25 protein-coding genes are annotated in these 25,173 nt (G+C 40.5%); 24 read left to right on the forward strand and 1 reads right to left on the reverse strand.

Features of this window, described 5'->3' with window-relative positions; all coding sequences use genetic code 11:
• Positions 1-6 precede the first annotated feature (6 nt).
• The 14 genes from gmk (at position 7) to spoVM (ending at position 13,851) form a co-directional block, all read left to right on the forward strand.
• The gene (gene gmk, locus ACRPLY_RS06815) at positions 7-621 is read left to right on the forward strand and encodes a guanylate kinase (RefSeq protein WP_013058927.1); all 615 of its coding nucleotides are present in this window, start codon (positions 7-9) and stop codon (positions 619-621) included.
• 2 nt (positions 622-623) lie between these two features.
• Positions 624-845: a DNA-directed RNA polymerase subunit omega gene (rpoZ, locus tag ACRPLY_RS06820; protein WP_013058926.1), complete on the forward strand. Its 222-nt coding sequence runs from the start codon at positions 624-626 to the stop codon at positions 843-845.
• 180 nt (positions 846-1,025) lie between these two features.
• Complete coding sequence (gene coaBC / locus ACRPLY_RS06825) at positions 1,026-2,243, forward strand: bifunctional phosphopantothenoylcysteine decarboxylase/phosphopantothenate--cysteine ligase CoaBC (protein ID WP_047749894.1); 1,218 nt, start codon at positions 1,026-1,028, stop codon at positions 2,241-2,243.
• Complete coding sequence (gene priA / locus ACRPLY_RS06830; RefSeq protein ID WP_323873944.1) at positions 2,240-4,654, forward strand: primosomal protein N'; 2,415 nt, start codon at positions 2,240-2,242, stop codon at positions 4,652-4,654. The genes coaBC and priA overlap by 4 nt, the downstream gene beginning before the upstream one ends.
• Positions 4,655-4,724: 70 nt before the next feature.
• A complete protein-coding gene (def, locus tag ACRPLY_RS06835; protein WP_013084828.1) occupies positions 4,725-5,198 on the forward strand; it encodes a peptide deformylase in 474 nt (157 codons plus the stop codon).
• Positions 5,199-5,208: 10 nt separating this feature from the next.
• Positions 5,209-6,147 (forward strand): methionyl-tRNA formyltransferase, encoded by a 939-nt coding sequence (gene fmt / locus ACRPLY_RS06840; protein WP_165635179.1) that lies wholly within the window; start codon positions 5,209-5,211, stop codon positions 6,145-6,147.
• Positions 6,140-7,480 carry a 16S rRNA (cytosine(967)-C(5))-methyltransferase RsmB gene (gene rsmB, locus ACRPLY_RS06845; RefSeq protein ID WP_165635180.1) on the forward strand — a complete coding sequence of 447 codons (1,341 nt, stop codon included), beginning with the start codon at positions 6,140-6,142 and terminating at the stop codon, positions 7,478-7,480. Before fmt ends, rsmB begins: the two co-directional genes overlap by 8 nt.
• 2 nt (positions 7,481-7,482) lie before the next feature.
• The gene (gene rlmN, locus ACRPLY_RS06850) at positions 7,483-8,574 is read left to right on the forward strand and encodes a 23S rRNA (adenine(2503)-C(2))-methyltransferase RlmN (RefSeq protein WP_028411453.1); all 1,092 of its coding nucleotides are present in this window, start codon (positions 7,483-7,485) and stop codon (positions 8,572-8,574) included.
• 4 nt (positions 8,575-8,578) lie between these two features.
• The gene (locus ACRPLY_RS06855; protein WP_028411452.1) at positions 8,579-9,322 is read left to right on the forward strand and encodes a Stp1/IreP family PP2C-type Ser/Thr phosphatase; all 744 of its coding nucleotides are present in this window, start codon (positions 8,579-8,581) and stop codon (positions 9,320-9,322) included.
• A 5-nt stretch (positions 9,323-9,327) separates the two neighbouring features.
• Positions 9,328-11,373 (forward strand): Stk1 family PASTA domain-containing Ser/Thr kinase, encoded by a 2,046-nt coding sequence (gene pknB / locus ACRPLY_RS06860; RefSeq protein WP_165635207.1) that lies wholly within the window; start codon positions 9,328-9,330, stop codon positions 11,371-11,373.
• Positions 11,374-11,386: 13 nt separating this feature from the next.
• A complete protein-coding gene (gene rsgA / locus ACRPLY_RS06865; protein WP_013058917.1) occupies positions 11,387-12,268 on the forward strand; it encodes a ribosome small subunit-dependent GTPase A in 882 nt (293 codons plus the stop codon).
• A gap of 2 nt (positions 12,269-12,270) precedes the next feature.
• Positions 12,271-12,927 carry a ribulose-phosphate 3-epimerase gene (gene rpe / locus ACRPLY_RS06870; RefSeq protein WP_013058916.1) on the forward strand — a complete coding sequence of 219 codons (657 nt, stop codon included), beginning with the start codon at positions 12,271-12,273 and terminating at the stop codon, positions 12,925-12,927.
• 116 nt (positions 12,928-13,043) lie between these two features.
• On the forward strand, positions 13,044-13,691 hold the full coding sequence (locus tag ACRPLY_RS06875; protein ID WP_432231693.1) for a thiamine diphosphokinase: 648 nt from the start codon (positions 13,044-13,046) through the stop codon (positions 13,689-13,691).
• 79 nt (positions 13,692-13,770) lie between these two features.
• Positions 13,771-13,851, forward strand: a complete 81-nt coding sequence (gene spoVM / locus ACRPLY_RS06880; RefSeq protein WP_016765421.1) for a stage V sporulation protein SpoVM — start codon at positions 13,771-13,773, stop codon at positions 13,849-13,851.
• 57 nt (positions 13,852-13,908) lie between these two features.
• Here the strand turns inward: spoVM and rpmB are convergent, their stop codons facing one another.
• Positions 13,909-14,097 carry a 50S ribosomal protein L28 gene (gene rpmB, locus ACRPLY_RS06885; RefSeq protein WP_013058914.1) on the reverse strand — a complete coding sequence of 63 codons (189 nt, stop codon included), beginning with the start codon at positions 14,095-14,097 and terminating at the stop codon, positions 13,909-13,911.
• A gap of 314 nt (positions 14,098-14,411) precedes the next feature.
• Here rpmB and ACRPLY_RS06890 point away from each other — a divergent pair, with 314 nt between their 5' ends.
• The 10 genes from ACRPLY_RS06890 to fabG all read left to right on the forward strand — a co-directional run bounded on the left by ACRPLY_RS06890 (position 14,412) and on the right by fabG (position 25,107).
• A complete protein-coding gene (locus tag ACRPLY_RS06890) occupies positions 14,412-14,774 on the forward strand; it encodes an Asp23/Gls24 family envelope stress response protein (protein WP_013058913.1) in 363 nt (120 codons plus the stop codon).
• A 16-nt stretch (positions 14,775-14,790) separates the two neighbouring features.
• Positions 14,791-16,458 carry a DAK2 domain-containing protein gene (locus ACRPLY_RS06895; protein WP_028411449.1) on the forward strand — a complete coding sequence of 556 codons (1,668 nt, stop codon included), beginning with the start codon at positions 14,791-14,793 and terminating at the stop codon, positions 16,456-16,458.
• Between the two features lie 195 nt (positions 16,459-16,653).
• Positions 16,654-17,682, forward strand: a complete 1,029-nt coding sequence (locus ACRPLY_RS06900) for a PTS sugar transporter subunit IIC (protein WP_016765419.1) — start codon at positions 16,654-16,656, stop codon at positions 17,680-17,682.
• 212 nt (positions 17,683-17,894) lie between these two features.
• Positions 17,895-18,557: an L-serine ammonia-lyase, iron-sulfur-dependent subunit beta gene (gene sdaAB, locus ACRPLY_RS06905; protein WP_028411448.1), complete on the forward strand. Its 663-nt coding sequence runs from the start codon at positions 17,895-17,897 to the stop codon at positions 18,555-18,557.
• Positions 18,558-18,636: 79 nt separating this feature from the next.
• Positions 18,637-19,524, forward strand: a complete 888-nt coding sequence (gene sdaAA / locus ACRPLY_RS06910; RefSeq protein ID WP_323600052.1) for an L-serine ammonia-lyase, iron-sulfur-dependent, subunit alpha — start codon at positions 18,637-18,639, stop codon at positions 19,522-19,524.
• Complete coding sequence (gene recG / locus ACRPLY_RS06915) at positions 19,517-21,565, forward strand: ATP-dependent DNA helicase RecG (RefSeq protein ID WP_033579773.1); 2,049 nt, start codon at positions 19,517-19,519, stop codon at positions 21,563-21,565. Before sdaAA ends, recG begins: the two co-directional genes overlap by 8 nt.
• Positions 21,566-21,828: 263 nt before the next feature.
• The gene (fapR, locus tag ACRPLY_RS06920) at positions 21,829-22,392 is read left to right on the forward strand and encodes a transcription factor FapR (RefSeq protein ID WP_013058909.1); all 564 of its coding nucleotides are present in this window, start codon (positions 21,829-21,831) and stop codon (positions 22,390-22,392) included.
• A gap of 20 nt (positions 22,393-22,412) precedes the next feature.
• Complete coding sequence (gene plsX, locus ACRPLY_RS06925; RefSeq protein ID WP_098112905.1) at positions 22,413-23,417, forward strand: phosphate acyltransferase PlsX; 1,005 nt, start codon at positions 22,413-22,415, stop codon at positions 23,415-23,417.
• A 3-nt stretch (positions 23,418-23,420) separates the two neighbouring features.
• The gene (fabD, locus tag ACRPLY_RS06930; RefSeq protein ID WP_098112904.1) at positions 23,421-24,365 is read left to right on the forward strand and encodes an ACP S-malonyltransferase; all 945 of its coding nucleotides are present in this window, start codon (positions 23,421-23,423) and stop codon (positions 24,363-24,365) included.
• Between the two features lies 1 nt (position 24,366).
• Positions 24,367-25,107, forward strand: a complete 741-nt coding sequence (gene fabG / locus ACRPLY_RS06935) for a 3-oxoacyl-[acyl-carrier-protein] reductase (protein WP_013058906.1) — start codon at positions 24,367-24,369, stop codon at positions 25,105-25,107.
• Positions 25,108-25,173 lie beyond the last annotated feature (66 nt).

Consider the following 25,173-nt stretch of genomic DNA (forward strand, 5'->3'; position numbering starts at 1 on the left):
GAACCGATGATTGAAAGAGGTTTATTAATTGTTCTTTCCGGACCATCAGGTGTTGGAAAAGGAACGGTACGAAAAGCATTGTTTGAGCAAGAAGACATTAAATTGCAGTATTCTATCTCTGCAACAACAAGAAAGCCCCGCGAAGGTGAAGTAGACGGCGTTGACTATTTCTTCAAACCACGCGAAGAGTTTGAGCGCATGATTGAAAACAAGAAATTATTAGAGTGGGCTGAATACGTAGGCAACTACTACGGTACCCCGGTTGATTATGTAGAACAAACGTTATCTGAAGGAAAAGACGTATTTCTAGAAATTGAAGTGCAAGGTGCTCTTCAAGTGAAAGAAGCATTTCCAGAAGGTTTGTTCATCTTCTTGGCACCGCCGAGTTTATCAGAGCTTAAAAGTCGTATCGTAAACCGCGGTACTGAAACAGAAGACTTAATCAATAACCGTATGCGCGTGGCAAAAGAAGAAATTGAACTTATGGACGCCTACGATTATGTTGTAGAAAATGACAAAGTAGAAAATGCTTGTGCTCGCATCCGTGCTATCGTAACGGCTGAACACTGCCGTCGTGATCGTATTTCTGCGCGCTATAAAAGAATGCTGGAGGTAGAATAAACATGCTTTATCCATCAATTGATTCCCTAATGGAAAAATTAGATTCTAAGTACACGCTTGTGACAGTAGCTGCAAAACGCGCTCGTCAATTACAGCTTCACAATGATACGCCGATTGAAAAGCCGGTTTCTTATAAGTTTGTAGGCTGTGCTTTAGAAGAAATTAATGCTGAACAATTAAGCTATAAGCAAGGTGTAGCAGAAGAAGATTCTAAACATCAGTAAGTGAAAAAATAACAACCTACTTTATAGGTTGTTATTTTTTTGATGCTTTTGTTTGTATTCAAGCAGGATAGTGAATGTCTCACTACAAAAATGGTATAATAATTGAATTGAAAAGCTTTAGATAGTTACCCGAGTAAACAAGCGGATGCTGGTTGAGCGGGATAAATAGATGGGGGCATAATGATGAAGGGAAAACGAATTTTATTATGTGTTAGCGGCGGAATCGCCGTATATAAAGCCGTAGCTTTAACAAGTAAATTAGTACAAGCAGGAGCGGAAGTTAAAGTAATGATGACTGCTTCAGCACGCGAGTTCGTAACGCCGCTTACGTTTCAAGCTCTGTCTCGAAACCCAGTTTATACAGATACGTTTGATGAAAAAGATCCATCTGTGATTGCACATATTGATTTAGCCGATTGGCCCGATTTAATTTTAGTGGCTCCTGCTACGGCTAATATGATAGGGAAAATAGCAAATGGTCTTGCAGATGATATGATTTCCACAACGCTGCTTGCTGCTACTGCACCTGTGTGGATTGCGCCTGCAATGAATGTTCATATGTACGATCATCCCGCTGTTAAAAAAAATATGAGCACTCTTTCATCATTTGGTTACTCTTTTGTAGAACCAGGAGAAGGGTATTTGGCATGTGGTTATGTAGGAAAAGGTCGTCTTGAAGAGCCAGAAACAATTGTTTCACTAATCGGCTCTTATTTTTCCAAAGTATCAGATACACAAAAAATCTTTGACGGTATCAATGTATTGGTTACAGCAGGACCTACGGTAGAACGCGTTGATCCCGTCCGATTTTTCACCAATCGCTCTACTGGGAAAATGGGCTATGCTCTTGCAGAACAAGCTGCTAAGTTAGGTGCATCGGTAACACTTGTAACGGGACCGACGAATTTAGAGTATCCAAAAGGGGTGCAGGTTGTTCAAATTGAAAGTGCGCAGCAGATGCTTGAAGCTGTTATGCAGCGCTATCATGAAGCAGATGTTGTCATTAAATCAGCCGCAGTGGCAGATTACCGACCAAAGTATGTGTTTGATCAAAAGATGAAAAAGCAGCCTGGTGAAGCAGTATTAGAGCTAGAGAGAACAACAGATATTTTACGCACGCTTGGAGAGCGAAAAGAACACCAGCTTTTAGTCGGCTTTGCAGCAGAAACAGAACAAGTGGATGAATATGCACAAAAGAAACTTGCATCTAAAAACTTGGATATGATTGTAGCCAATAACGTGACGACAGAAGGAGCAGGTTTTGGGACGGACACAAATATTGTGACGCTCTATAAGCGAAGCGGAGAGTCTAAAGAACTTCCCATTCTTTCAAAACACGATGTAGCTACCGAGGTGTTAAAAGAAGTGAAGGAAATGTTAGAAGGGCTGAGAAAATGAGTGTAGCTAGTGTAATTGTGGACGTGGCTGCTAAACAAACAGATCGAGCTTTTGACTACGCCATTCCTGACAAATGGAAAGGAATTATTGTTCCGGGTATGCGAGTTGTCGTTCCGTTTGGTCCAAGAAAAGTTCAAGGGTTTGTGGTGGCTCTTAAAGAAGAGGCTGAAGTTAAGCGTGTTAAACCAATCGCTGACTTGCTTGATTTAACGCCGGTTCTGACTCCTGAACTGTTAGAGATTGGGCACTGGCTAACAGAAAAAACGCTTTGTTTTATGATATCGGCTTTTCAAGTCATGCTGCCTGCGGCGATGAAAGCAAAATATGATAAAGAACTGTCACTCCTTTCAAAAGAGGCATACGAACAGCTTCATGAGCAAGTCAAGCCGTTTTTTCAGTCAAGATCCTCGCTGAAGTGGAGTGAAGTGGAAAAAACAGCCGCTGCTCCTGCTTTTCACCGTGATATTCAAAAAGGTCTAATTGAAGTCGTCTACGTGGTGAAAAACAAAGGAAACAAAAAAACGGCAAAAGGCGTAAAACTGAATCAAAGCCTTGAAGACATTCAACAGTTTATGAACGAGTTAAATAAGCAGGCAGAAAAGCAAAAGCAAGTGCTGTCTTTTATGCTCGAGCGAAATGAAGAAGTAGCCATAAAAGAAATAGCGGAAGATTTGCAGATTACCTCCGCTCCTATAAAAGCGCTGATTAACAAAGGACTCTTAGAGGAAACGGAAATTGAAATATACCGTGATCCTTATCAAGATCGATACTTTACACCGTCAAAGCCATTTCAATTGACCGATGAACAAGCTGAGGCAATCGCACCGATTCTGCAGGACATCGAAGAAAATCTTCACGATGTGTTTTTAATGTATGGAGTAACGGGAAGCGGAAAAACAGAAGTGTATCTCCAATCGATTGATCAAGTATTAAAAAAAGGAAAAGAAGCGATTATGCTTGTTCCGGAGATTTCACTTACCCCTCAGATGGTCAAGCGGTTTAAAGAGCGGTTCGGCTCAAAAGTTGCTGTGCTTCATAGCGGCTTGTCTACTGGAGAAAAATACGATGAATGGCGAAAAATTCAGCGAAAAGAAGTATCCGTTGTGGTAGGGGCCCGCTCTGCTGTATTTGCTCCATTTGAAAATTTAGGCCTTCTTATTATCGATGAAGAACATGAGACGAGTTATAAACAAGAAGAAAACCCCCGTTATCATGCAAAAGATGTAGCCATTTACCGAGGGCAGCATCATCAGTGTCCAGTCATTTTAGGAAGTGCAACACCAACGCTTGAGTCCTTTGCAAGAGCGCAAAAAGGTGTATATAAGCTACTGACGTTAAAGCAAAGAATGAATAAGTCATCGATGCCGTCGGTGGATATTGTTGATATGAGAGAGGAACTTCGCAGCGGCAATCGCTCTATGTTTTCAACTATGCTGTTTGAAAAGATGAAAAACCGTTTGGAAAAAGGAGAGCAAATCGTTTTATTTTTAAATAAAAGAGGCCATTCTTCTTTTGTTATGTGCAGGGACTGCGGTTACGTTCCGACATGTGAGCACTGTGAAATTTCACTAACGTATCACCGCTATCAAAATAAATTAAAATGCCATTACTGCGGACACGAAGAACATGTGCACACTGAGTGCCCGGAATGCCACAGCGAACATATCCGCTTTTTTGGATCTGGTACACAAAAAGTGGAAGAAGAATTAACAAAAGTGCTGCCTGAGGCTAGAGTCGTGCGAATGGATGTTGATACAACAAGCCGAAAAGGCGCGCATGAAAAGCTCCTGAACAAGTTTGCAAGTGGAGAAGCGCAAATTTTACTAGGGACGCAGATGATTGCCAAAGGGCTAGACTTTCCAAACGTCACGCTTGTAGGCGTTTTAACAGCAGATACGATGCTGAATTTACCTGACTTTCGTGCATCTGAAAAAACGTTTCAGCTTTTAACACAAGTAAGCGGAAGAGCAGGACGCCACAAGCTTCCAGGAGAAGTAGTGATTCAAACGTACACGCCTGAGCACTACAGCATTCAACTTGCGAGTCAGCATGATTACGATGCGTTTTATAAGCAGGAGATGGAAATTCGTAAAATGCATAAATATCCGCCTTTCTTTTACTTGGGGCTTGTAACGGTATCTCATGAAAATATTGCAAAAGTGGTGTCTGTTACAGACAAAATTTCGCAGTATCTTGGTCAGAAACTTTCGCCGCAAACAACAATCTTAGGGCCAGTCGCATCTCCCATTGCTAAGATAAAAGATAGATATCGCTATCAATGCATGTTAAAATACAAGCTGGAACCAAGCCTGATTCCGCTGTTGAAATATATATTAGAACGTTATCAAGCGGAAATGCAGAAGGAAAATTTAACGATTACAATTGATTTGAATCCATACTCGATGATGTAACTAGTCGTCTTGATGGCGTTAAAGAAGAAGCTTTTTGGATATAAATAGAAAGAATAAAGGAGGTGCCTATTTGGCTAAGCTTAAGCTTGTTTACCATCCTAATGAAGTACTTGAACAAGAGTGTGAAGTCGTTAAAAACTTTGATAATAAATTAGCGAAATTACTAAACGGCATGTATGATTTAATGCTTGAAGCAGACGGTGTGGGTCTAGCTGCTCCTCAAGTAGGAGTTCTGCAGCAAGTGGCAGTGGTAGACGTGGACGATCGACACGGTAAAATTGAGTTAATTAATCCGGTAATTATTGAGCAACGAGGCGAACAAATCGGTCCAGAAGGCTGCCTAAGTTTTCCGGGCCTTTTTGGTGACGTGGCTCGAGCTGATTATGTGAAAGTACGTGCGCAAAATCGTAAAGGAAAACCTTATTTTATAGAAGCAAAAGGTTTTTTAGCACGAGCCATTCAACATGAAATTGATCACTTACACGGTGTATTGTTCACGGAAAAAGTAACAAAGTATTACGAAGAGGATGAACTAGAAGGGTAGGTTTTACACGATGAAAGTCGTATTTATGGGAACGCCGGATTTTTCAGTGCCGGTTTTACAAACATTACTTAAAGATGGATATGAAGTGGTCGCAGTGGTTACACAGCCGGACCGACCAAAAGGACGCAAGCGCGTATTAACACCTCCTCCTGTAAAAGTTGAGGCGTTAAAACATGAAATACCTGTACTGCAGCCAGAAAAGATTCGTTTAGAAGAAGAATATCAGCAAGTGTTAGCGTATGAGCCTGACCTAATTGTAACAGCGGCTTTTGGTCAAATTTTACCAACTCCTATTTTAGAAGCGCCTAAATACGGCTGTATTAACGTACATGCTTCTCTGTTACCTGAACTGCGCGGAGGCGCGCCGATTCACTATTCAATTCTACAAGGTAAGCCAAAAACTGGTGTTACAATTATGTATATGGTAGAAAAATTAGATGCAGGTGATATCTTAACACAGGTAGAAGTTCCGATTGAAGAACGTGATCACGTGGGCACACTTCACGATAAACTCAGCGCTGCTGGTGCAAAATTGCTTTCAGAAACCATTCCTTCTCTTGTGAAAGGTGAAATTACGCCGGTTAAACAAAACGATGGCGAAGCGACATTTGCTTCTAATATTAAGCGTGAACAAGAGAAAATTGATTGGGCCCGTACAGGAGAAGAAATTTATAATCATATCCGCGGACTTCATCCTTGGCCCGTTGCTTATACAACAGCAGACGGTCAAGTCATGAAAATTTGGTGGGGAGAGAAAGTATCTGCATCAGGCAAACCGGGTACCGTTTTATCACTTGAAGAGGACGGATTTGTAGTAGCAACTGGAAATGAAACAGCTATTAAAGTGACGGAACTTCAGCCGGCTGGAAAAAAACGTATGGATGCAGCGCAGTATTTACGAGGTACATCTGTTGAAGTCGGAACAGTATTAGGGGATGTCAATGGGTAAGTACAACGTTCGAGACATAGCTTTAGATATTTTACTAGCTATTGAAAAAAATCAGGCATTCAGCAATCTATTGTTAAATAACAGTATACAAAAACGTGGTATTCAAGGGAAAGATGCAGGGCTGTTAACGGAAATCGTGTATGGAACGATTCAAAGACGCGATACGTTAGATTACGGGTTAGCCCCTTTCTTGAAAAATCCCAAAAAACTTCAGCCTTGGGTGCGAGTGCTGCTTCGTTTATCTCTTTATCAGATGATGTATTTAGACCGAGTACCTGACCGGGCAATCCTTCATGAAGCAGTAGAAATTGCTAAAAAACGTGGTCACAAAGGAATTGCCTCAATGGTAAACGGCGTTTTACGAAATATTCAGCGCAGCGGCACGCCTTCTTTAGAAGAAATACAAAATCCTGTGGAGCGCTTGGCAATTGAAACGAGTCATCCAGTATGGCTTGTAAAACGCTGGGTGGAACAATATGGATTGGACAAAACACGCGGAATCTGTTTAGCTAATTTAATGGCCCCTAAACAAACAATCCGAGTAAACAGTGCACGCTTTACGCAAAATGAAGTAAAAGAAGCGCTAGAAAAAGAAGGTATTGTTGTAGAACCAGGCCATTTTGTAGAAGAAGCGCTAGAAGTTCAAAAAGGAAATGCAGCTCATACACAAGCATTTCGTGAAGGAATGTTTACCGTTCAAGATGAAAGCTCTATGTTAGTAGCTCATGCACTAGGCGCAGAAGCAGAAGAGCTGATTTTAGATAGCTGTGCTGCACCGGGAGGAAAATCAACTCATATTGCAGAGCAGCTTAAAAACAGTGGTAGAGTTATTTCCTTGGACATTCATGACCATAAAGTAAAGCTGATTGCCCAGCAGGCAGAGCGTCTGCATCTTACCAATATTGAGCCAACGGTTCAAGACAGCCGCAAAGCCGGTGAACAGTTTGATAAAGAAATGTTTGACCGCATTTTAGTAGATGCCCCGTGCTCAGGTTTTGGTGTGATGAGACGTAAACCTGATTTGAAATATACAAAAACTGAGCAGGATGTAAAGCAGCTGGCGCGTATTCAACAAGATATTTTAAATGCGGTTGCGCCTTTATTAAAAAAAGGTGGGACCCTCGTATATAGTACATGTACAATTGATCGGGATGAAAATGGGGATGTTGTAGCAGCATTTTTAGCAGATCATGCTGATTTTCAAAAAGACGAAACGCTTGCTGCACGCATGCCGCAAAGACTTAAACAAAACGTAAAACATGGTGAAATTCAATTGCTGCCAGATGCACAAAGCGATGGATTTTATATTGCATGTTTACAGAAGAAGGTGTAAAAATGGAAGAAGTAGCTAAAAGAAAAGCAAAAGCAGAAGAAAAAACGCAAAAACCATCTATTTATTCATTAGAAATGCACGACCTAGAAAATTGGTTAGTGGAACATGGTGATAAGAAGTTCCGTGCTAAACAAATTTTTGACTGGTTATATGTTAAACGCGTAACGGACTTTGACGATATGTCAAACTTATCTAAAGGATTACGTGAACAATTAAAAGACAAATTTGCATTAACGACATTAAAAACAGTTGTTCAGCAAACGTCTGGAGACGGCACGATGAAGTTTTTATTCGAACTCCATGACGGTTATACGATTGAAACGGTGCTTATGCGTCATGAATACGGAAATTCTGTCTGCGTAACAACTCAAGTTGGCTGTCGCATCGGCTGTACGTTCTGTGCGTCTACTCTTGGAGGTTTAAAGCGTAACTTAGAAGCTGGAGAAATCGTAGCGCAAGTAGTAAAAGTACAAAAAGCGCTAGATGAACAAGGAGAACGCGTGAGCTCTGTCGTAATTATGGGTATTGGGGAGCCATTTGATAACTATGATGAAATGATGCGCTTCTTAAAAACAATTAACAGTGATGATGGATTAAATATTGGTGCACGTCATATCACAGTATCGACAAGTGGAATCATTCCAAAAATCTATAAGTTTGCTGATGAAAAAATGCAAATCAATTTTGCGATTTCACTTCACGCTCCAAACAATGACATCCGCTCACGCTTAATGCCGATTAACCGCGCGTATAAACTTCCTGATTTGATGGAAGCCATTAAATATTATACGGATAAAACGGGAAGACGTATTAGCTTTGAGTATGGTCTATTCGGAGGAGTAAACGATCAAGTAGAGCATGCGGAGGAATTAGCGGATTTGATTAAAGACGTTAAATGTCACGTGAACTTGATTCCGGTAAACTATGTGCCTGAGCGTGATTATGTTCGTACACCGCGTGAACAGATTTTTGCATTTGAACGTACGCTTAAAAAGCGTGGCGTTAACGTGACTATTCGACGTGAGCAAGGTCATGACATCGATGCAGCTTGTGGCCAATTACGTGCGAAGGAGCGTAAAGAAGAGACGAGGTGATTGTATGGCAACTGTCTTCATGACAGACCGAGGGAGAGTTAGACAACACAATGAAGATAACGGAGGGGTATTTTTGAACCAACATAATCAGCTGCTTGCAATTGTGGCTGATGGTATGGGAGGTCATCGAGCTGGCGACATCGCCAGTGAGATGGCGGTTCAAAAATTGCAAATAGCGTGGGAAGAAGCGAACAAAGTAACGTCTCCTGATGAGGCGACGCAGTGGATTCGTACGCATGTTTCCCAAATTAATCAAGATATTTATCGGTATGCTCAGGAGCATGAAGAGTGTAAAGGCATGGGTACGACAGTTGTACTTGCTTTATGCGCCGATACGTTTTGTGCGATTGGTAATATAGGAGACAGCAGGTGCTATATTTCCAATGAATATGGATTTCAACAAGTAACAGAAGATCATTCTCTTGTGAATGAACTCGTAAAAAATGGTCAAATCACAAAAGAAGATGCTGAACATCATCCGCGAAAAAATATCTTATTGCGAGCACTAGGTACCGAAGAAAATGTTAGTTTAGATGTAAAAACAATTGAAGTGGAAAAAGAAGATCGATTATTATTATGTTCAGATGGACTGACAAATAAGGTAACGGAACAAAAGCTGAACGAAACGTTATCAACAAGTTCATCACTTCACGAAAAGGGTACGAGCCTGATTCAATTAGCAAATGAGCTTGGTGGAGAAGACAATATTACACTTGCAATTGTGGACTTTACATCTGAAAGTGGGTGAGAGTGTTGCTAATAGGTAGACGGCTAAACGACCGTTATAAGGTATTGCAAGTAATTGGTGGAGGCGGAATGGCAAACGTCTATTTAGGTCGCGACATGATTTTGGATCGTGATGTGGCAATTAAAGTGCTTCGTTTAGACTTTGCAAGTGACGATGCGTTTATAAAGCGTTTCCATCGAGAAGCTCAATCTGCTACGAGTATTGCTCATCCTAATATTGTCAGCATTTATGATGTTGGAGAAGAAGAAGATATTTACTATATCATCATGGAATATGTACCGGGTATGACATTAAAGCAATACATTCTGCAAGAATCACCATTATCTCTTGATAAAGCCATACATATTATGACGCAGATTACATCAGCTATTGCCCATGCTCATCAGTACGGAATTATTCACCGGGATATTAAGCCTCAAAATATTTTAATTGATCATGATGATACCATTAAAGTTACTGACTTCGGCATTGCCGTAGCACTAAGTTCTACAACCATTACGCATACTAATTCTGTTTTGGGCTCTGTTCATTATTTATCTCCTGAACAGGCAAGGGGAGGGCTTGCGAATAAGCGTTCTGATATTTATTCGCTTGGCATCGTCCTATTTGAATTGCTAACGGGTCGAGTCCCTTTTTCTGGGGAATCGGCTGTGTCAATTGCATTAAAACATTTACAGACAGAAACACCTTCTCCAAAAAGGTGGAATCCATCTATCCCTCAAAGCGTGGAGAATGTTGTATTAAAAGCAACAACTAAAGATCCATTTTACCGATACAGTTCCGTCGAAGAACTCGAAGCGGATTTACAGTCTGCTGTTCATCCAAATCGTTATAATGAACAAAGATTTACGGTGCCTGATGATGAAGAAGTGACAAAAGCCATTCCCGTTATTAAGGAGGATTTTGTTGAATCCGAAGAAACGCACGTACCTGTGAGAAAACCACCTCACTTAGAGCGCGAAGAACAAGAAGAAGAAGAAGTAAAGCCGAAGAAAAAAAAGAAGAAAAAGAAAAAAAGCAAAAGCAAGCTGATTGTAACGCTTGTTTTAATTTTTTTGCTGCTGGCAGCTGCTAGCGTAGCCGCCGTTACATTCATTCCGGCTTTATTACTGCCAAAAGACGTAAAGGTTCCTGATTTACATAATCAAGATTATGAATCAGCTGTAACCGATTTAGTTTCTTTAGGCTTTAAAGTGAAGAATCCTAAAGATATATCTGATAATGAGGTGGAAGAAGGCGACGTGGTTAAAACGATGCCAGAAGCGGGAGACGTGATCAAAGAAGGCTCTAACGTCATTATTTATCGAAGTACAGGAAAGAAAAAAGAAGCATTTAACCGGTACATTGGAAGAAGCTTTACGGAAGTAAAAAGTCTGTTAGAAAAGCAGAATTATAAAGATATCCAATCCATCGAAGTTGAAAGCACAGAACCAAAAGGCAATATTACAGATCAGACGCCTAAAGAAACCGAACAAGTCGTGCCGGAAGATACAACGGTTACTCTATGGGTAAGTAAAGGTCCGCCGAAGATTGCATTAAAGGATTTCTCGGGCTGGACGGAAAAAAGCGTAAAAGATTATGCATCAGATGAAGATATTGAAGTGGACGTAAAAACAGCGTATTCCGACACTGTTGAAAAAGGTCTTGTGATGTCTCAAAAGCCTGCAGCGGAGCAGAGTATTGAGCAAGGTGATAAGCTCACCATTACGGTCTCAATGGGCAAAGAGCCAAAAGCTCCTCAAACGGTGTCAGTGGATGTTACCATTCCGTATAAAGAAGAGGCTGACACCGAAGCAAGCACGGAACAAGGCGACGCAACGGAAACAAGCGATGCCACTGAAACAGAAGAGGAAAAGCCAAAGCCGCAAAAAGTACAAATTTATATCGAAGATGCAGATAACGATATGTCGGTTCCTGCTAAAGAACTAACGATTACTGAAACAACAAAAGAATCATTCGATGTTTTAGTTGATGAAAATGAAAAAGCGTCTTATAAAATTGTCCGAGACGGGGAAGTTATTGAAGAAAAAGACGTTGAATATCCAGAGTGATAGGAGTGAGGTTATGCCAGAAGGAAGAATTATTAAATCCCTTAGCGGATTTTATTATGTTCTTCATGACGGACAAGTAACGCAATGTCGAGGACGAGGTGTTTTTCGTAAAAAGAAGGTAACGCCTTTAGTCGGTGACAATGTAGTATTTCAGGCGGAAAATAAGCTTGAAGGATATATACTTGAAATTAAAGAACGTAAAAATGAATTAGTTCGTCCCCCAATTTCAAATGTTGATCAGGCGCTGCTTGTTTTTTCAGCGATTGAACCTGATTTTAGTACAATGCTTCTTGACCGATTTTTAGTGTTAGTGGAGTCTAATCATATTGAACCTATTATTTGTATTTCAAAAGTAGATCTTTTATCACAGCAGCAAAAGCAAGAAATCGAGCAATATGCCGAAGAATATCGTAAAATAGGATATGAGGTCATTTTAACGTCGACAGTCACAGAAAAAGGCATGGAACAAATTCAGCCGTTATTTGAAGATCGCGTAACGGTTATTGCTGGACAGTCAGGTGTAGGTAAATCTTCACTGCTAAATACGCTTAAACCAGAGCTTGAGTTAAAGACAAATGATATTTCAATGTCACTTGGAAGAGGAAAGCATACAACACGTCATGTAGAACTGATTTCGTTTGGTGAAGGTTTAGTAGCTGATACGCCAGGCTTTAGCTCACTGGAATTTTTAACGTTAGAAGTAGAAGAGTTGACCGATTGTTTTCCTGAAATGTCGCGTTTGAGTGAACAGTGTAAATTTCGAGGTTGTTTGCATGTGAAAGAACCAAAATGTGCGGTGAAAGAAGCATACGAACAAAAAGAAATTCCGAGTTATCGCTACGAACATTACTTGCAATTTATTGAGGAAATTAAGCAAAGAAAGCCGAGGTATTAAAAATGACAAAAATCGCACCTTCCATTTTATCTGCCAATTTTTCAAAGCTTGCTGAAGAAATTCGTGAAGTTGAAGCAGGTGGAGCAGACTACATCCATATAGACGTCATGGATGGCCATTTTGTTCCTAATATTACAATTGGACCGCTTATCGTTGAGGCTGTACGCCCTGTCACAACACTGCCATTAGATGTGCATTTAATGATTGAAAACCCAGATCAATACGTTCCAATGTTTGCAAAGGCGGGTGCTGATATTTTAACGGTACATGCTGAAGCGTGTACTCATTTGCACCGCACCATTCAATTAATCAAAGAGCACGGCATGAAAGCAGGCGTTGCTTTAAATCCTGCAACGCCAATTGACGTGGTAAAGCATATCTTAGAAGATATCGATCTTATTTTATTAATGACGGTGAACCCAGGCTTTGGAGGACAAAACTTTATTCCAAGTGTACTGCCGAAAATCGAGCAAATCTCTCAGCTTATTGAAATCCGTCACCTTTCTATTGAAGTAGAGGTTGATGGAGGAATTAATGAAGAAACAGCAAGAAAATGTGTAGAAGCAGGAGCAAATGTCTTAGTGGCTGGCTCAGCTATTTATAATCAAGAAGATCGAGCTGGCGCAATCAGCCAAATTCGCACAACTGTTCAAGCGTAAGTAATAAAAGCTGCTGTGTACAACGGGTAGAACTTGTACACAGCAGCTTTTTCTTTTAGGATAAAGAAAACATATTTATTTCGTTCATTTTTTAATAGAAAAGGAGCATATACATAATGAAAATTCATATTCTAGCAGGGGGACCGGATGAACATATGCCACTCCTGCACCAATCAAATGATGTAAAGTGGGTAGGAGTAGACCGCGGCGTATTCCTGCTTCTTCAACAAGACATTTTGCCCGTGAAAGCATTCGGAGATTTTGATTCCGTTACAAATGCGCAGCTTAAGCGAGTGAGAGAAGCATTACAAGATGTTGAATTGTATCCTGCGGAAAAAGATGCAACTGATTTGGAACTTGCTTTTGAGTGGGCAATAGAGCAAAAACCGGACAGTATTTGTATCTTTGGAGCAACAGGTGGAAGACTTGACCACATGTTTGGAAGCATTCAGCTCCTGTACAAAGGCTTAAAAAAGAAAGCGAATGTACAAATGATTGACAATCAAAATATCATTCAATTGTTTGAACCAGGCACTTATTATGTTGATCGTTTAAAGGAGTTTCACTATATTTCATTCGTTCCTTTTGCAGGCGGTGTAAAAGAGCTTACGCTAGAAGGTTTCAAATATCCGCTCAATAAGCATGAAGTAGAACTCGGCTCAACTTTATGTATTAGCAATGAACTTATTCAACAAAGAGGTACTTTTTCATTTACAAAAGGCATATTAATGATGGTAAGAAGCAATGATAAACGTTGCTTGTGATGAAGTATGGAAAATGAGAGCAGGACATAGGGCTTTCTTTAAAAGGAGATAAAGTGTGGAGACGGTTAGGAGGGACAGTATGAAATTCTATACAATCAAACTTCCAAAGTTTTTAGGTGGGATCGTAAAGGTCATGCTTAATTCGTTTAAAAAAGATTAACAACGCCGGAATAATAAAAGAAGCACCATAAAATATGGTGCTTTTTCATTATAAAGATTAAACGCGTTGAACTTTACCAGACTTAAGGGCTCTAGCTGAAACGTACACACGTTTTGGTTTACCGTTCACTAAGATACGTACTTTTTGAACGTTAGCACCCCATTTACGCTTAGTAGCGTTCATTGCGTGAGAACGTGCGTTACCTGAACGAGCTTTTCTACCAGTTACTACACATTTGCGTGCCATGATTTTCCCTCCTAACACCAAAAAAACTACTCAATTCTGTTTTGAGAAATACTATATTAATTTATCACAGCCTTAAAGAGAATGCAATAGTTCTGGAGAAAAGCTTTCAAGAAATTTTCCTTGACATATAAAATGAATCTATGTTCAATAATATAGAGAGTAGAAATAGGTATAACTTGGGCAATTACTTATTTTAAGACAAGTTGATACCCAATACTGTCATCTTTAAAAGGGACAAGCTGGACGCCTCTTTTAAAACGAGATTGATTATAGTAGAATATTTATAACCTATGAAAGTAGAAAGGGGAACGAGTATGTCCATCGAAATGAAAACGAAGTATGGTCAAATTGATATTTCTACAGATGTAATTGCAACAATTGCTGGAGGAGCAGCTGTTGATTGTTACGGGATTGTCGGAATGGCTTCAAAAAATCAGCTTAAAGATGGTCTTACAGAAATTCTTCGCAAAGAAAACTTTACACGAGGTATTGTGGTAAGACAAGAAGAGGATGACGTACATATCGACATGTACATTATCGTAAGCTATGGAACAAAAATTTCTGAAATTGCTCATAATGTGCAAACAAAAGTAAAATACACGCTGGAACAAACGGTTGGTCTAACGGTTGATTCAGTAAATATTTATGTGCAGGGTGTTCGTGTAACGAACGTTTAATTAAGGAGGAAGATTCGTGTCAATGACAACGTTGGACGGAAAGCGGTTTAGAGAAATGGTGCTTCAAGGAGCCCAGCATCTATCTAACAATGCAGATTACGTGGATGCGCTGAACGTTTTTCCTGTACCAGATGGTGATACTGGAACAAATATGAACTTATCGATTACGTCTGGTGCTAAAGAAGTGAAAAATAAACTATCTGATCACATCGGTCAAGTGAGCCAAGCTTTGTCTAAGGGCTTATTGATGGGCGCGCGCGGTAATTCAGGAGTTATTTTATCTCAATTATTCCGCGGTTTTGCGAAATCGGTTGAGCAAAAGTCAGCGATTACAACAGTTGAGTTTGCTGAAGCTCTTGAGCTTGGTGTAGAAACTGCTTATAAAGCTGTTATGAAACCAATCGAAGGAACCATTTTAACAGTAGCTAAGGATACTGCTAAAAAAGCAGCGGCTGTTGCTAAAAAGCAATCTGATATGATTCTGTTCATGGAAGAAGTACTTAAGGAAGCTAATGCTTCGTTAAATCGCACGCCAGATCTTTTACCCGTGTTAAAAGAAGTAGGCGTAGTGGATAGCGGAGGTCAAGGGCTTGTTTTAATTTATGAAGGGTTTTTAGCTGAATTAAAAGGTGAAAAACTTCCGGGTGTACCCATGTCAGCTCCTTCGATGAATGAACTTGTAAATGCTGAGCATCATAAGCATGCGCAAAGCCATATGAATACAGAAGATATTGAATTTGGCTATTGTACAGAATTTATGGTAAGGCTGGAAGAGGATAAGCCCGCAGCTAAAACATTTTCTGAAGAAACGTTTCGCCAAGATTTAAGTAAATGGGGCGACTCGTTGCTTGTAGTATCTGATGATGAAATTGTGAAAGTTCATATTCACGCCGAGCATCCTGGAGAAGTGTTAAACTACGGGCAGCAATATGGAAGTTTAATTAAAATGAAGATTGAAAACATGAGAGAACAGCATAGCAGCATTGTTTCAGATGAAGAAAAGCCTGCAGTAAAAAAGGCTGAAAAACAGCCCTTTGGCATTGTTACTGTATCAATGGGAAAAGGAATTGCTGAATTGTTCAAGAGCCTTGGGGCAACGGTTGTCATTGAAGGCGGACAAACAATGAATCCAAGTACGGAGGATATTGTCAAAGCGATTGAAGAAACAAATGCAGAACAGGTACTTATTTTACCTAATAACGGAAATATTGTAATGGCTGCTAACCAAGCGGCTGCTGTTGCGGGCAGTCACGTTTCGGTTGTCCCGTCTAAAACGGTTCCTCAAGGAATGACAGCGCTGCTATCATTTAATCCTCAGCAAAGCTTAAAAGAAAACGAGGAAGCAATGACAGAAGCTCTGCAGCACGTAAAAACAGGGCAAGTAACGTATGCAGTTCGCGATACAAATATTGATGGTCTTGAATTAGCTAAAGGCGATTTTATGGGTATTGCCGAAAAGAAAATCGTCGTAAAAGATTCAGAGAAATTAGAAGCAGCGAAAAAGCTATTGACTTATATGATTGATGACGAAGCGGAAATCCTTACGATTCTTCAAGGAGAGGATGTCTCAGACGATGAAGCTGAAGCGCTAACATCGTTTGTAGAAGAAACGTTTGAAGAAGTTGAGGTAGAGCTTCATAAAGGAGATCAACCTTTATATTCTTACATTTTTGCAATTGAATAACAAAAAAAGAAGCACTCCTCTCAAGGGGCGCTTCTTTTTTGTGTTTTTTAAGTTAAATACGAACTATTTTATTTTTACATGTTGTAATCGTTCGGCATATTAGGTATATTAGTTGAAAAGAACCCGTTTGTATGGTAGTTTTGAAAACTGATTGAGTCAAATGTGAAAGAAAACAGCATGAGAGGAGAGGCAACAGTGGATATTTTAAAAGGAACAGGTTTATTGTTATTAGTTTTATTTTTATTTTGGTTGTTTAGCAACAAGGCACCTTATGGCATGAAAGCGATGGGGGCTCTGGCAAGCGGAGCGGTGGCTGCGTTTCTCGTAGAGGCCTTTCAGTCATATGTAGGAGGAGATTTACTAGGTATTTCATTCTTAGGTGAAGTTGGAAAGGCTGCAGGAGGAATGGGAGGAGTTGCAGCAGCTGCACTAGTTGCTTTGGCGTTAGGAGTATCTCCTGTATATGCTCTTATGATGGGCGTGGTGTGTTCAGGACTAGGCTTGCTCCCTGGATTTTTTGCGGGATACCTCATGGCATTTGTAGTGAAATTTATTGAGAAAAAGGCACCTGCTGGTCTAGACTTATTAGGCAATATCTTAATTGCAGCACCTTTAACAAGATTAATTGGTAATGCATTCTCACCTATTGTAGATGCGACGCTTTTAAATATTGGAGGAATTATTAAAGATACAACAAGTGCTAGCCCTATTTTGATGGGAATTATTTTAGGGGGAGTTATTACAGTAGTAGCAACGGCTCCGCTTAGCTCAATGGCTTTAACGGCTATGCTAGGGTTAACGGGATTGCCTATGGCGATTGGAGCTCTTGCTGTGTTTGGTTCTTCTTTCATGAACTATGTGCTGTTTGATCGATTAAAAATTGGGGATCGTCGTACAACCATTTCAGTTGCAGTTGAACCTTTAACACAAGCGAATATTATTTCAGCCAATCCAATTCCTATTTACATTACCAACTTTGTTGGAGGGGCACTAGCGGGTGTAGTTGTGGCTCTGTTCGGATTAGTAAATGATGCTGCAGGCACGGCAACGCCAATCGCAGGACTTGCAGTGATGTTTGGGTTTAATGACCCTATGAAGGTCACAATTTGTGCAGTACTTTGTGCACTAGCGGGAGCATTAGCTGGGTTTATAGGTTCAGTTGTTTTTAAAAACTTTAAAATTAAAACAGTAGACGATGTAGCTTCAGAGCAAGAAGCAGCGTAAGTAATTCATCTTTTCCTGCATAACATAGCAAAAAAAGCGGTGTACTTATCCTATTTTTATGGATAAATACACCGCTTTTTTTGTGCGTGAATCTCTAACAAAAATGAGAATTTTTAAATTTTTTAAGAGCGTGAAACAAAGCTTCCAAAAAGTCAAAAGCTCAAGTAACATATAAGTAATAACAATGTCTAAATAGCAGGGGGAAAATCCTTATGAAATATAAATCTGTCTTTGATATTATTGGTCCGGTAATGATTGGACCATCTAGTTCACATACGGCTGGTGCAGCGCGTATTGGACGCGTTGCCCGAACACTCTTTGGTAAGCAGCCCACAAAAGTTGTGGTTTCATTGTACGGTTCTTTTGCTCAAACGTATAAAGGGCACGGAACAGACGTAGCGTTGATTGGCGGTATTTTAGATTTTGATACATTCGATCAGCGTATTCCGGAGTCTTTGGACTTGGCTAAAAAAGAAGGAATTGACGTCACATTTGTTGAGGAAGCGGCAATCACAGACCATCCGAATACTGCTCGCATCAAAATGAGCGACGGATTAAAGGAAATTGAAGTTGTTGGAATTTCAATTGGCGGAGGAAAAATTCAAATTACGGAGCTTAACGGATTTGAATTAAATTTATCAGGCATGAATCCAGCTATTCTCGTTGTGCATAATGATCGATTTGGTGCCATTGCGACCGTTACAAATATTTTGATGAAACATTCAATTAATATCGGACATATGGAAGTATCTCGCAAAGAGCGCGGCGAAGTAGCGCTTATGGCAATTGAAATGGATACGAATATTGAAGATGATGTAATTGAAGAGTTAAAAACATTGCCTCACATTATTCAAGTAACAAGAATGGTTGAATAGGAAAGGCCTGGGAGAATAAATCGAATAATTATATATGGTTCTAAAGTGAAAATAAGACAGAATAATAGCGGAGGTTACTATGTTTCGAAATGTAGCAGAACTAGTAGAATTAGCAGAAAGTCAAAATGTGAAAATTGCAGAAATTATGATTCAACAGGAAATAGATATCACGGGAGTTACTCGTGAAGAAATCATGGAAAAAATGGACCGGAACTTAACGGTTATGGAAGAAGCGGTTGAACGCGGTTTAAAAGGGGTACAGTCTGTTACAGGTTTAACAGGCGGGGATGCAGTGCTGCTTCAAAACTATATTCAAAGCAGAAAATCTTTATCTGGAAATTTGATTTTAGATGCAGTTAGCAAAGCTGTAGCGACAAACGAAGTAAATGCGGCAATGGGGACAATCTGTGCAACGCCTACTGCTGGATCTGCGGGGGTAGTGCCAGGAACGCTGTTTGCCGTGCAACATAAGCTAAATCCCACTCGTAAAGAAATGATTGAATTTTTATTTACATCAGGTGCTTTTGGGTTTGTTGTAGCCAATAATGCGTCTATTTCAGGAGCAGCAGGCGGATGTCAAGCAGAAGTTGGTTCAGCTTCAGGTATGGCAGCGGCAGCGATTGTTGAAATGGCAGGAGGTACACCGAGTCAGGCAGCTGAAGCAATGGCAATTACTCTCAAAAATATGCTAGGATTAGTATGTGACCCAGTAGCGGGGCTAGTAGAAGTTCCATGTGTGAAACGAAACGCAATGGGAGCGGCGAATGCAATGATTGCAGCAGATATGGCCTTAGCAGGCATTACAAGTCGTATTCCATGTGATGAAGTCATTGATGCTATGTATAAAATTGGTCAAACAATGCCGGTTGCATTACGAGAAACTGCACAAGGAGGCTTAGCGGCAACACCAACAGGTCGCGAGCTTGAAGCGAAGATCTTTGGTATTGCATTAAATAAAAGTGAATGAACTAACAACTATTTCAATTAAAACCATTAAAGGTATTGGAGATGAAACAGCACAAGCATTAGAGGATATGCATATTCACAGTGTGCATGACTTGTTAGAACATTTCCCATACCGCTATGAAGATTATGAGCTAAAAGATTTGGCTGAAGCAAAGCACGACGAAAAGGTCACCGTAGAAGGAAAGGTTCACAGCGTCCCCTCGCTTACGTATTACGGCAAAAAACGTTCGCGCCTTACGTTTCGGCTGCTAGTAAACCGCTATTTGATTACGGTTACTTGTTTTAATCGCCCTTACTATAAATCAAAGTTAGAAATCGATCAAACTGTTACGGTTACAGGGAAATGGGATCAGCATCGGCAAACGATTAACTTGCAGGAGCTTCAATTTTCTCCGTTTGTTAAAAATCAAACGATTGAGCCTGTTTACTCAGTTAAAGGCAGCTTAACGGTCAAAGGAATGCGGAAGTTCGTCTCTCTTGCGTTGAAGAATTATGGGAGCAGCATTCAGGATATGCTCCCGGCCTCTATTCGTTCTAGGTACAAACTAGTAACGCGTGAAGAAGCGGTTAGAAGTATTCACTTACCTCGTGATCATGAAGATTTAAAACAAGCGAGACGTCGGTTTGTCTATGAAGAATTTCTACTTTTTCAATTAAAAATGCAGGCGCTGAGAAAGCGCGAAAGAGAAGAAACGCCTGGAATGAAGCAAGCATTTGATTCAACTGAGCTGGTAAACTTCACGAACTTGCTGCCGTTTCCGTTAACAAGCGCTCAAAAACGTGTAGTAAACGAAATTACGCACGATATGAAATCGCCTTATCGCATGAATCGCTTGCTGCAAGGTGATGTAGGGTCAGGTAAAACAGTCGTAGCAGCGGTTGCTTTATACGCCACTGTTTTAGCGGGACATCAAGGTGCTTTAATGGTACCGACTGAAATTTTAGCTGAACAGCATGCAGAGTCATTAACTGCGATGCTTGAAAAGGTAGGCATCAGCGTAGGCTTGCTAACAGGATCTGTTAAAGGAAAAGCAAGAAGAGAGCTGCTTCAGCGAGTGAGAGACGGAGATGTTCATGTATTAGTAGGTACACATGCCTTAATTCAAGACGAAGTTATATATAATAGTTTAGGGCTCGTCATTACGGATGAACAGCACCGCTTTGGAGTTGGACAGCGCCGGGTTTTACGTGAAAAAGGAGAAAGTCCGGATGTACTGTTTATGACGGCGACTCCTATTCCAAGAACCCTTGCTATTACGGTGTTTGGAGAAATGGATGTGTCCATTATCGATGAAATGCCAGCAGGACGTAAGGCTATTGAAACGTACTGGGTAAAACATGATATGCTTGAACGTATTTTACATTTCGTTGAAAAAGAAATACACGATGGCAGACAAGCTTATGTTATTTGTCCGTTGATTGAAGAATCGGACAAGCTGGATGTTCAAAATGCAATTGATGTGCATGCAACACTCACTCACTATTTTAATGGAAAAGCAAGCGTTGGTCTCATGCACGGAAGATTGTCACCTGATGAAAAAGAAGAAGTGATGAAACAGTTTAGCGTAAATGACGTGCAGATTTTAGTATCAACAACGGTTGTAGAAGTAGGAGTGAACGTTCCGAATGCAACCGTAATGGTCATTTATGATGCAGAGCGCTTTGGGTTATCTCAGCTTCATCAGCTAAGAGGACGCGTAGGACGAGGAGATGCACAGTCATATTGTATTCTACTCGCGGATCCGAAATCAGAAGTTGGAAAAGAACGAATGACCATTATGACGGAAACAAACGATGGATTTGTATTATCAGAAAGAGACTTAGAGCTTCGTGGGCCTGGTGATTTCTTTGGTAGAAAACAAAGCGGGATGCCTGAGTTTAAAGTAGCGGATATGGTGCACGATTACCGTGCGCTTGAAGTAGCTCGAGAAGATGCTGCTAAGCTTGTAAATTCCGACAGTTTTTGGACAGAAGAGCAGTTTGCGCTGCTGAGAATACAATTAGAAGCAACGGGCGTATTAACTGGAGAAAAATTTGATTAGTAAAAGAGGCTGAAAGTAGTTTAGTTGAAGGGAAATCCGAACGATGAATCGAGATTCTTGATGAAGAATCCAACTCGTTCGGATTTTTTCATTGGCAGGGTGAACGTCGGTTTCATGTATGTAGATACTTTTAGCGGCTGTTAATAGTCATGAATATCCATAGTGTGATGCACAGAATACAGCATGTGAAAAATGTTGCAATTAGAAGGCAATGATTATATACTGCTATTAGTACCTAGTATTAAAAGTTCGGATGGTGGACAATGAAGCGCAGTAAAAAAGAAAGACAGCAGCTATTAAAAACGACAATTGAAGAAAACCCATTTATTACGGATGAAGAACTAGCAGACCGTTTTTCAGTGAGCGTTCAAACAATTCGATTAGACCGCCTAGAGTTGTCGATTCCTGAACTGCGAGAACGTATTAAGCATGTAGCTTCAAAACAACTAGACGAGGAAGTGCGTTCGCTTCCGATTGAAGAAGTAATTGGAGAAGTTATCGACATTGAACTAGATCAATCAGCGATATCTATTTTTGATGTGAAAACAGAGCATGTGTTTCAGCGTAATCAAATTGCTCGTGGTCACCACCTTTTTGCGCAAGCTAATTCGTTAGCTGTCGCTGTTATTAACAACGAACTAGCGCTCACAGCAGATGCGTCGATCCGTTATCATCGCCCTGTTAAGCTTCATGAACGAGTGATAGCAAAAGCGAAAGTTCTGTCAACTAGTGAAGTGCGAACCACCGTTGAGGTAAACAGCTATGTAGGGCAAGAGCAAGTGTTCTCTGGCACTTTTAAAATGTATCGTTCTACAAAGGATAAATAATAAAAAGGATGAGACCCAACATGAAACTAGCTATTGATGCAATGGGCGGAGATCATGCACCGAAAGCCATTATTGAAGGTGTAGAAAAAGCTACTGCTCAATTTAAAGAATTACATATTACGTTAATTGGAAACGAATCAGAAATAAAAAAGTATTTAACGAATTCAGATCGTATTTCGATTATTCATACAGAAGAAACCATTGATGCAACTGACGAGCCAGTGCGAGCTGTGCGTCGTAAAAAACAAGCATCTATGGTATTAATGGCAAATGAAGTAGCCGAAGGTCGTGCCGATGCTTGTATTTCAGCAGGAAATACAGGTGCGTTAATGACAGCCGGACTTTTTATTGTAGGTCGCATCAAAGGCATTGAACGCCCAGCACTTGCTCCGACGCTTCCGACACTAGATGGAAAAGGCTTTTTAATGCTAGATGTTGGTGCAAATGTTGATGCCAAGCCTGAACATTTGCTCCAGTACGCTGTGATGGGGTCGGTGTATGCCGAAAAAGTACGCGGCATTCAAGCTCCTAGAGTGGGACTGTTGAACATTGGAACTGAAGATAAAAAAGGAAATGACTTAACCAAACAAGCTTTTCAGCTACTAAAAAACGCTGATCTCAATTTTGTAGGCAACGTAGAATCTCGTGATTTGCTAAACGGCGTAGCCGATGTGGTTGTAACAGATGGTTTTACAGGAAATATGACTCTTAAGAGCATTGAGGGAACGGCGCTTTCCTTGTTTTCAATGATTAAACAAGAATTAATGAGCACGTTAAAAAGCAAGTTAGCCGCAGCGGTACTCAAGCCTCAGCTGCAGGGTTTAAAAGCGAAAATGGATTACAGTGAATATGGAGGAGCAGGGCTGTTTGGATTGCATGCGCCTGTTATCAAAGCGCACGGTTCGTCGGATGCGAATGCAGTATTTAGCGCGATTAAGCAAGCTGTGAATATGGTGGAAAACAATGTGTCTTCCACTATTCAAAAAGCAATCGAACAAACTGTTAATGAAGAAAAGGAGAGATAAGAAATGGGGAAAATTGCTTTTATCTTTCCAGGCCAAGGGTCACAAACTGTTGGTATGGGAAAAGATTTATATGATGAAACAGAGGAAGCAAAAAAGCTGATTGATACAGCTGACGAAGCTTTAGGGTTCAGTCTTTCAAACATTATTTTTGAAGGGCCTCAAGAAGAATTGACTTTAACTTATCACGCTCAACCTGCTCTTTTAACAACGAGTACAATGCTGCTTGAAGCGTTTAAAACGAGCGGAATTACACCCGATTTTGTTGCGGGTCACAGTCTAGGAGAATACAGTGCGCTTGTGGCTGCTGAGGTTTTATCGTTTAAAGATGCTGTTGTGGCTGTTCACAAAAGAGGTCGCTATATGGACGAAGCTGTACCAGCAGGTCAAGGTACAATGGCAGCAGTGCTTGGCATGTCTGCGGAAGATCTAGAAGCCGTTACCGCTCAAATTACAAACGAAGGCGACGCTGTTCAGCTTGCAAATATTAACTGTCCGGGTCAAATTGTTATTTCAGGTACGGTAAATGGCGTAGAAAAAGCAGGAGCTCTTGCCAAAGAAAAAGGTGCAAAACGCGTGATTCCTCTAGTGGTAAGCGGTCCGTTTCACTCTAGTTTAATGAAGCCAGCTGCTGAAAAATTACGTGATACGCTAGAAACAGTGGGCTTTAGCGATGCGAAAGTTCCAGTCATAGCAAACGTAACAGCAAAGCCGGTTACTGACAGTCAAGATATTCAAAACAAGCTAGTGGAACAACTGTATTCTCCAGTGAGATGGGAAGAAACAGTTGAGACACTTCTTGCAGAAGGTGTAGAGACATTTGTTGAAATTGGACCAGGAAAAGTATTATCAGGTCTTGTGAAAAAAGTAAATCGCCGTGCGGCTGTTTACGCTGTTAATGATCTTACATCATTAAAATCAACGATTGACGCACTAAAAGGGGGAGAATAACATGTTACAAGGGAAAGTTGCAGTTGTAACAGGCGCTTCTCGCGGAATTGGTCGTGCCGTTGCAATTGAGCTGGGAAAGCTTGGTGCTAAAGTAGTTGTAAACTATTCTGGAAGCGAAGCGAAAGCTCTTGAAGTTGTGGATGAAATTAAAGGACTAGGAACGGATGCAATTGCTGTACAAGCAAATGTGGCAGAAAGTGATTCTGTACAAGCAATGATAAAAGAAGCGATTTCTACATTTGGTTCAGTAGATATTTTAGTAAACAACGCGGGCATCACACGTGATAATCTTCTTATGCGTATGAAAGAAGACGAATGGGATGATGTTATTAATACAAACTTAAAAGGCGTGTTTTTGTGTACAAAAGCGGTTACTCGTCAAATGATGAAGCAGCGCGCAGGACGCATCATTAACATTTCATCAATTGTCGGCGTCAGCGGTAATGCTGGACAAGCAAATTATGTAGCAGCAAAATCAGGCGTGATTGGTTTAACAAAAACAACTGCCAAAGAATTAGCAAGCCGCAATATTACAGTGAATGCAGTTGCTCCTGGTTTCATTGCAACAGACATGACGGATAAATTGAATGAAGAAGTTCAGGCGGAAATGTTAAAGCAAATTCCTCTTGCAAGTTTTGGCCAGCCTGAGGATGTTGCGAACGCAGTTGCGTTTTTAGCATCAGATGCAAGCCGTTATATTACCGGTCAAACGATTCACGTTGACGGCGGAATGGTGATGTAAAAAAGGCACTTTACGAAAAGTGCAATTTGGTGATAAAGTACAAAGGGACGTTTACTAGGCGACCGA

Source organism: Priestia sp. TGN 0903, assembly GCF_050846855.1.
GTDB lineage: Bacteria > Bacillota > Bacilli > Bacillales > Bacillaceae_H > Priestia > Priestia zanthoxyli.

Excerpts from the sequence above, each read along its gene's own strand:
- gmk (WP_013058927.1), top strand. The coding sequence starts at position 7 with ATGATTGAAAGAGGTTTATTAATTGTTCTTTCCGGACCATCAGGTGTT.
- rpoZ (WP_013058926.1), top strand. The coding sequence starts at position 624 with ATGCTTTATCCATCAATTGATTCCCTAATGGAAAAATTAGATTCTAAG.
- coaBC (WP_047749894.1), top strand. The coding sequence starts at position 1,026 with ATGATGAAGGGAAAACGAATTTTATTATGTGTTAGCGGCGGAATCGCC.
- priA (WP_323873944.1), top strand. The coding sequence starts at position 2,240 with ATGAGTGTAGCTAGTGTAATTGTGGACGTGGCTGCTAAACAAACAGAT.
- fmt (WP_165635179.1), top strand. The coding sequence starts at position 5,209 with ATGAAAGTCGTATTTATGGGAACGCCGGATTTTTCAGTGCCGGTTTTA.
- rsmB (WP_165635180.1), top strand. The coding sequence starts at position 6,140 with ATGGGTAAGTACAACGTTCGAGACATAGCTTTAGATATTTTACTAGCT.
- rlmN (WP_028411453.1), top strand. The coding sequence starts at position 7,483 with ATGGAAGAAGTAGCTAAAAGAAAAGCAAAAGCAGAAGAAAAAACGCAA.
- ACRPLY_RS06855 (WP_028411452.1), top strand. The coding sequence starts at position 8,579 with ATGGCAACTGTCTTCATGACAGACCGAGGGAGAGTTAGACAACACAAT.
- rsgA (WP_013058917.1), top strand. The coding sequence starts at position 11,387 with ATGCCAGAAGGAAGAATTATTAAATCCCTTAGCGGATTTTATTATGTT.
- rpe (WP_013058916.1), top strand. The coding sequence starts at position 12,271 with ATGACAAAAATCGCACCTTCCATTTTATCTGCCAATTTTTCAAAGCTT.
- ACRPLY_RS06875 (WP_432231693.1), top strand. The coding sequence starts at position 13,044 with ATGAAAATTCATATTCTAGCAGGGGGACCGGATGAACATATGCCACTC.
- spoVM (WP_016765421.1), top strand. The coding sequence starts at position 13,771 with ATGAAATTCTATACAATCAAACTTCCAAAGTTTTTAGGTGGGATCGTA.
- rpmB (WP_013058914.1), bottom strand. The coding sequence starts at position 14,097 with ATGGCACGCAAATGTGTAGTAACTGGTAGAAAAGCTCGTTCAGGTAAC.
- ACRPLY_RS06890 (WP_013058913.1), top strand. The coding sequence starts at position 14,412 with ATGTCCATCGAAATGAAAACGAAGTATGGTCAAATTGATATTTCTACA.
- sdaAB (WP_028411448.1), top strand. The coding sequence starts at position 17,895 with ATGAAATATAAATCTGTCTTTGATATTATTGGTCCGGTAATGATTGGA.
- sdaAA (WP_323600052.1), top strand. The coding sequence starts at position 18,637 with ATGTTTCGAAATGTAGCAGAACTAGTAGAATTAGCAGAAAGTCAAAAT.
- fapR (WP_013058909.1), top strand. The coding sequence starts at position 21,829 with ATGAAGCGCAGTAAAAAAGAAAGACAGCAGCTATTAAAAACGACAATT.
- plsX (WP_098112905.1), top strand. The coding sequence starts at position 22,413 with ATGAAACTAGCTATTGATGCAATGGGCGGAGATCATGCACCGAAAGCC.
- fabD (WP_098112904.1), top strand. The coding sequence starts at position 23,421 with ATGGGGAAAATTGCTTTTATCTTTCCAGGCCAAGGGTCACAAACTGTT.
- fabG (WP_013058906.1), top strand. The coding sequence starts at position 24,367 with ATGTTACAAGGGAAAGTTGCAGTTGTAACAGGCGCTTCTCGCGGAATT.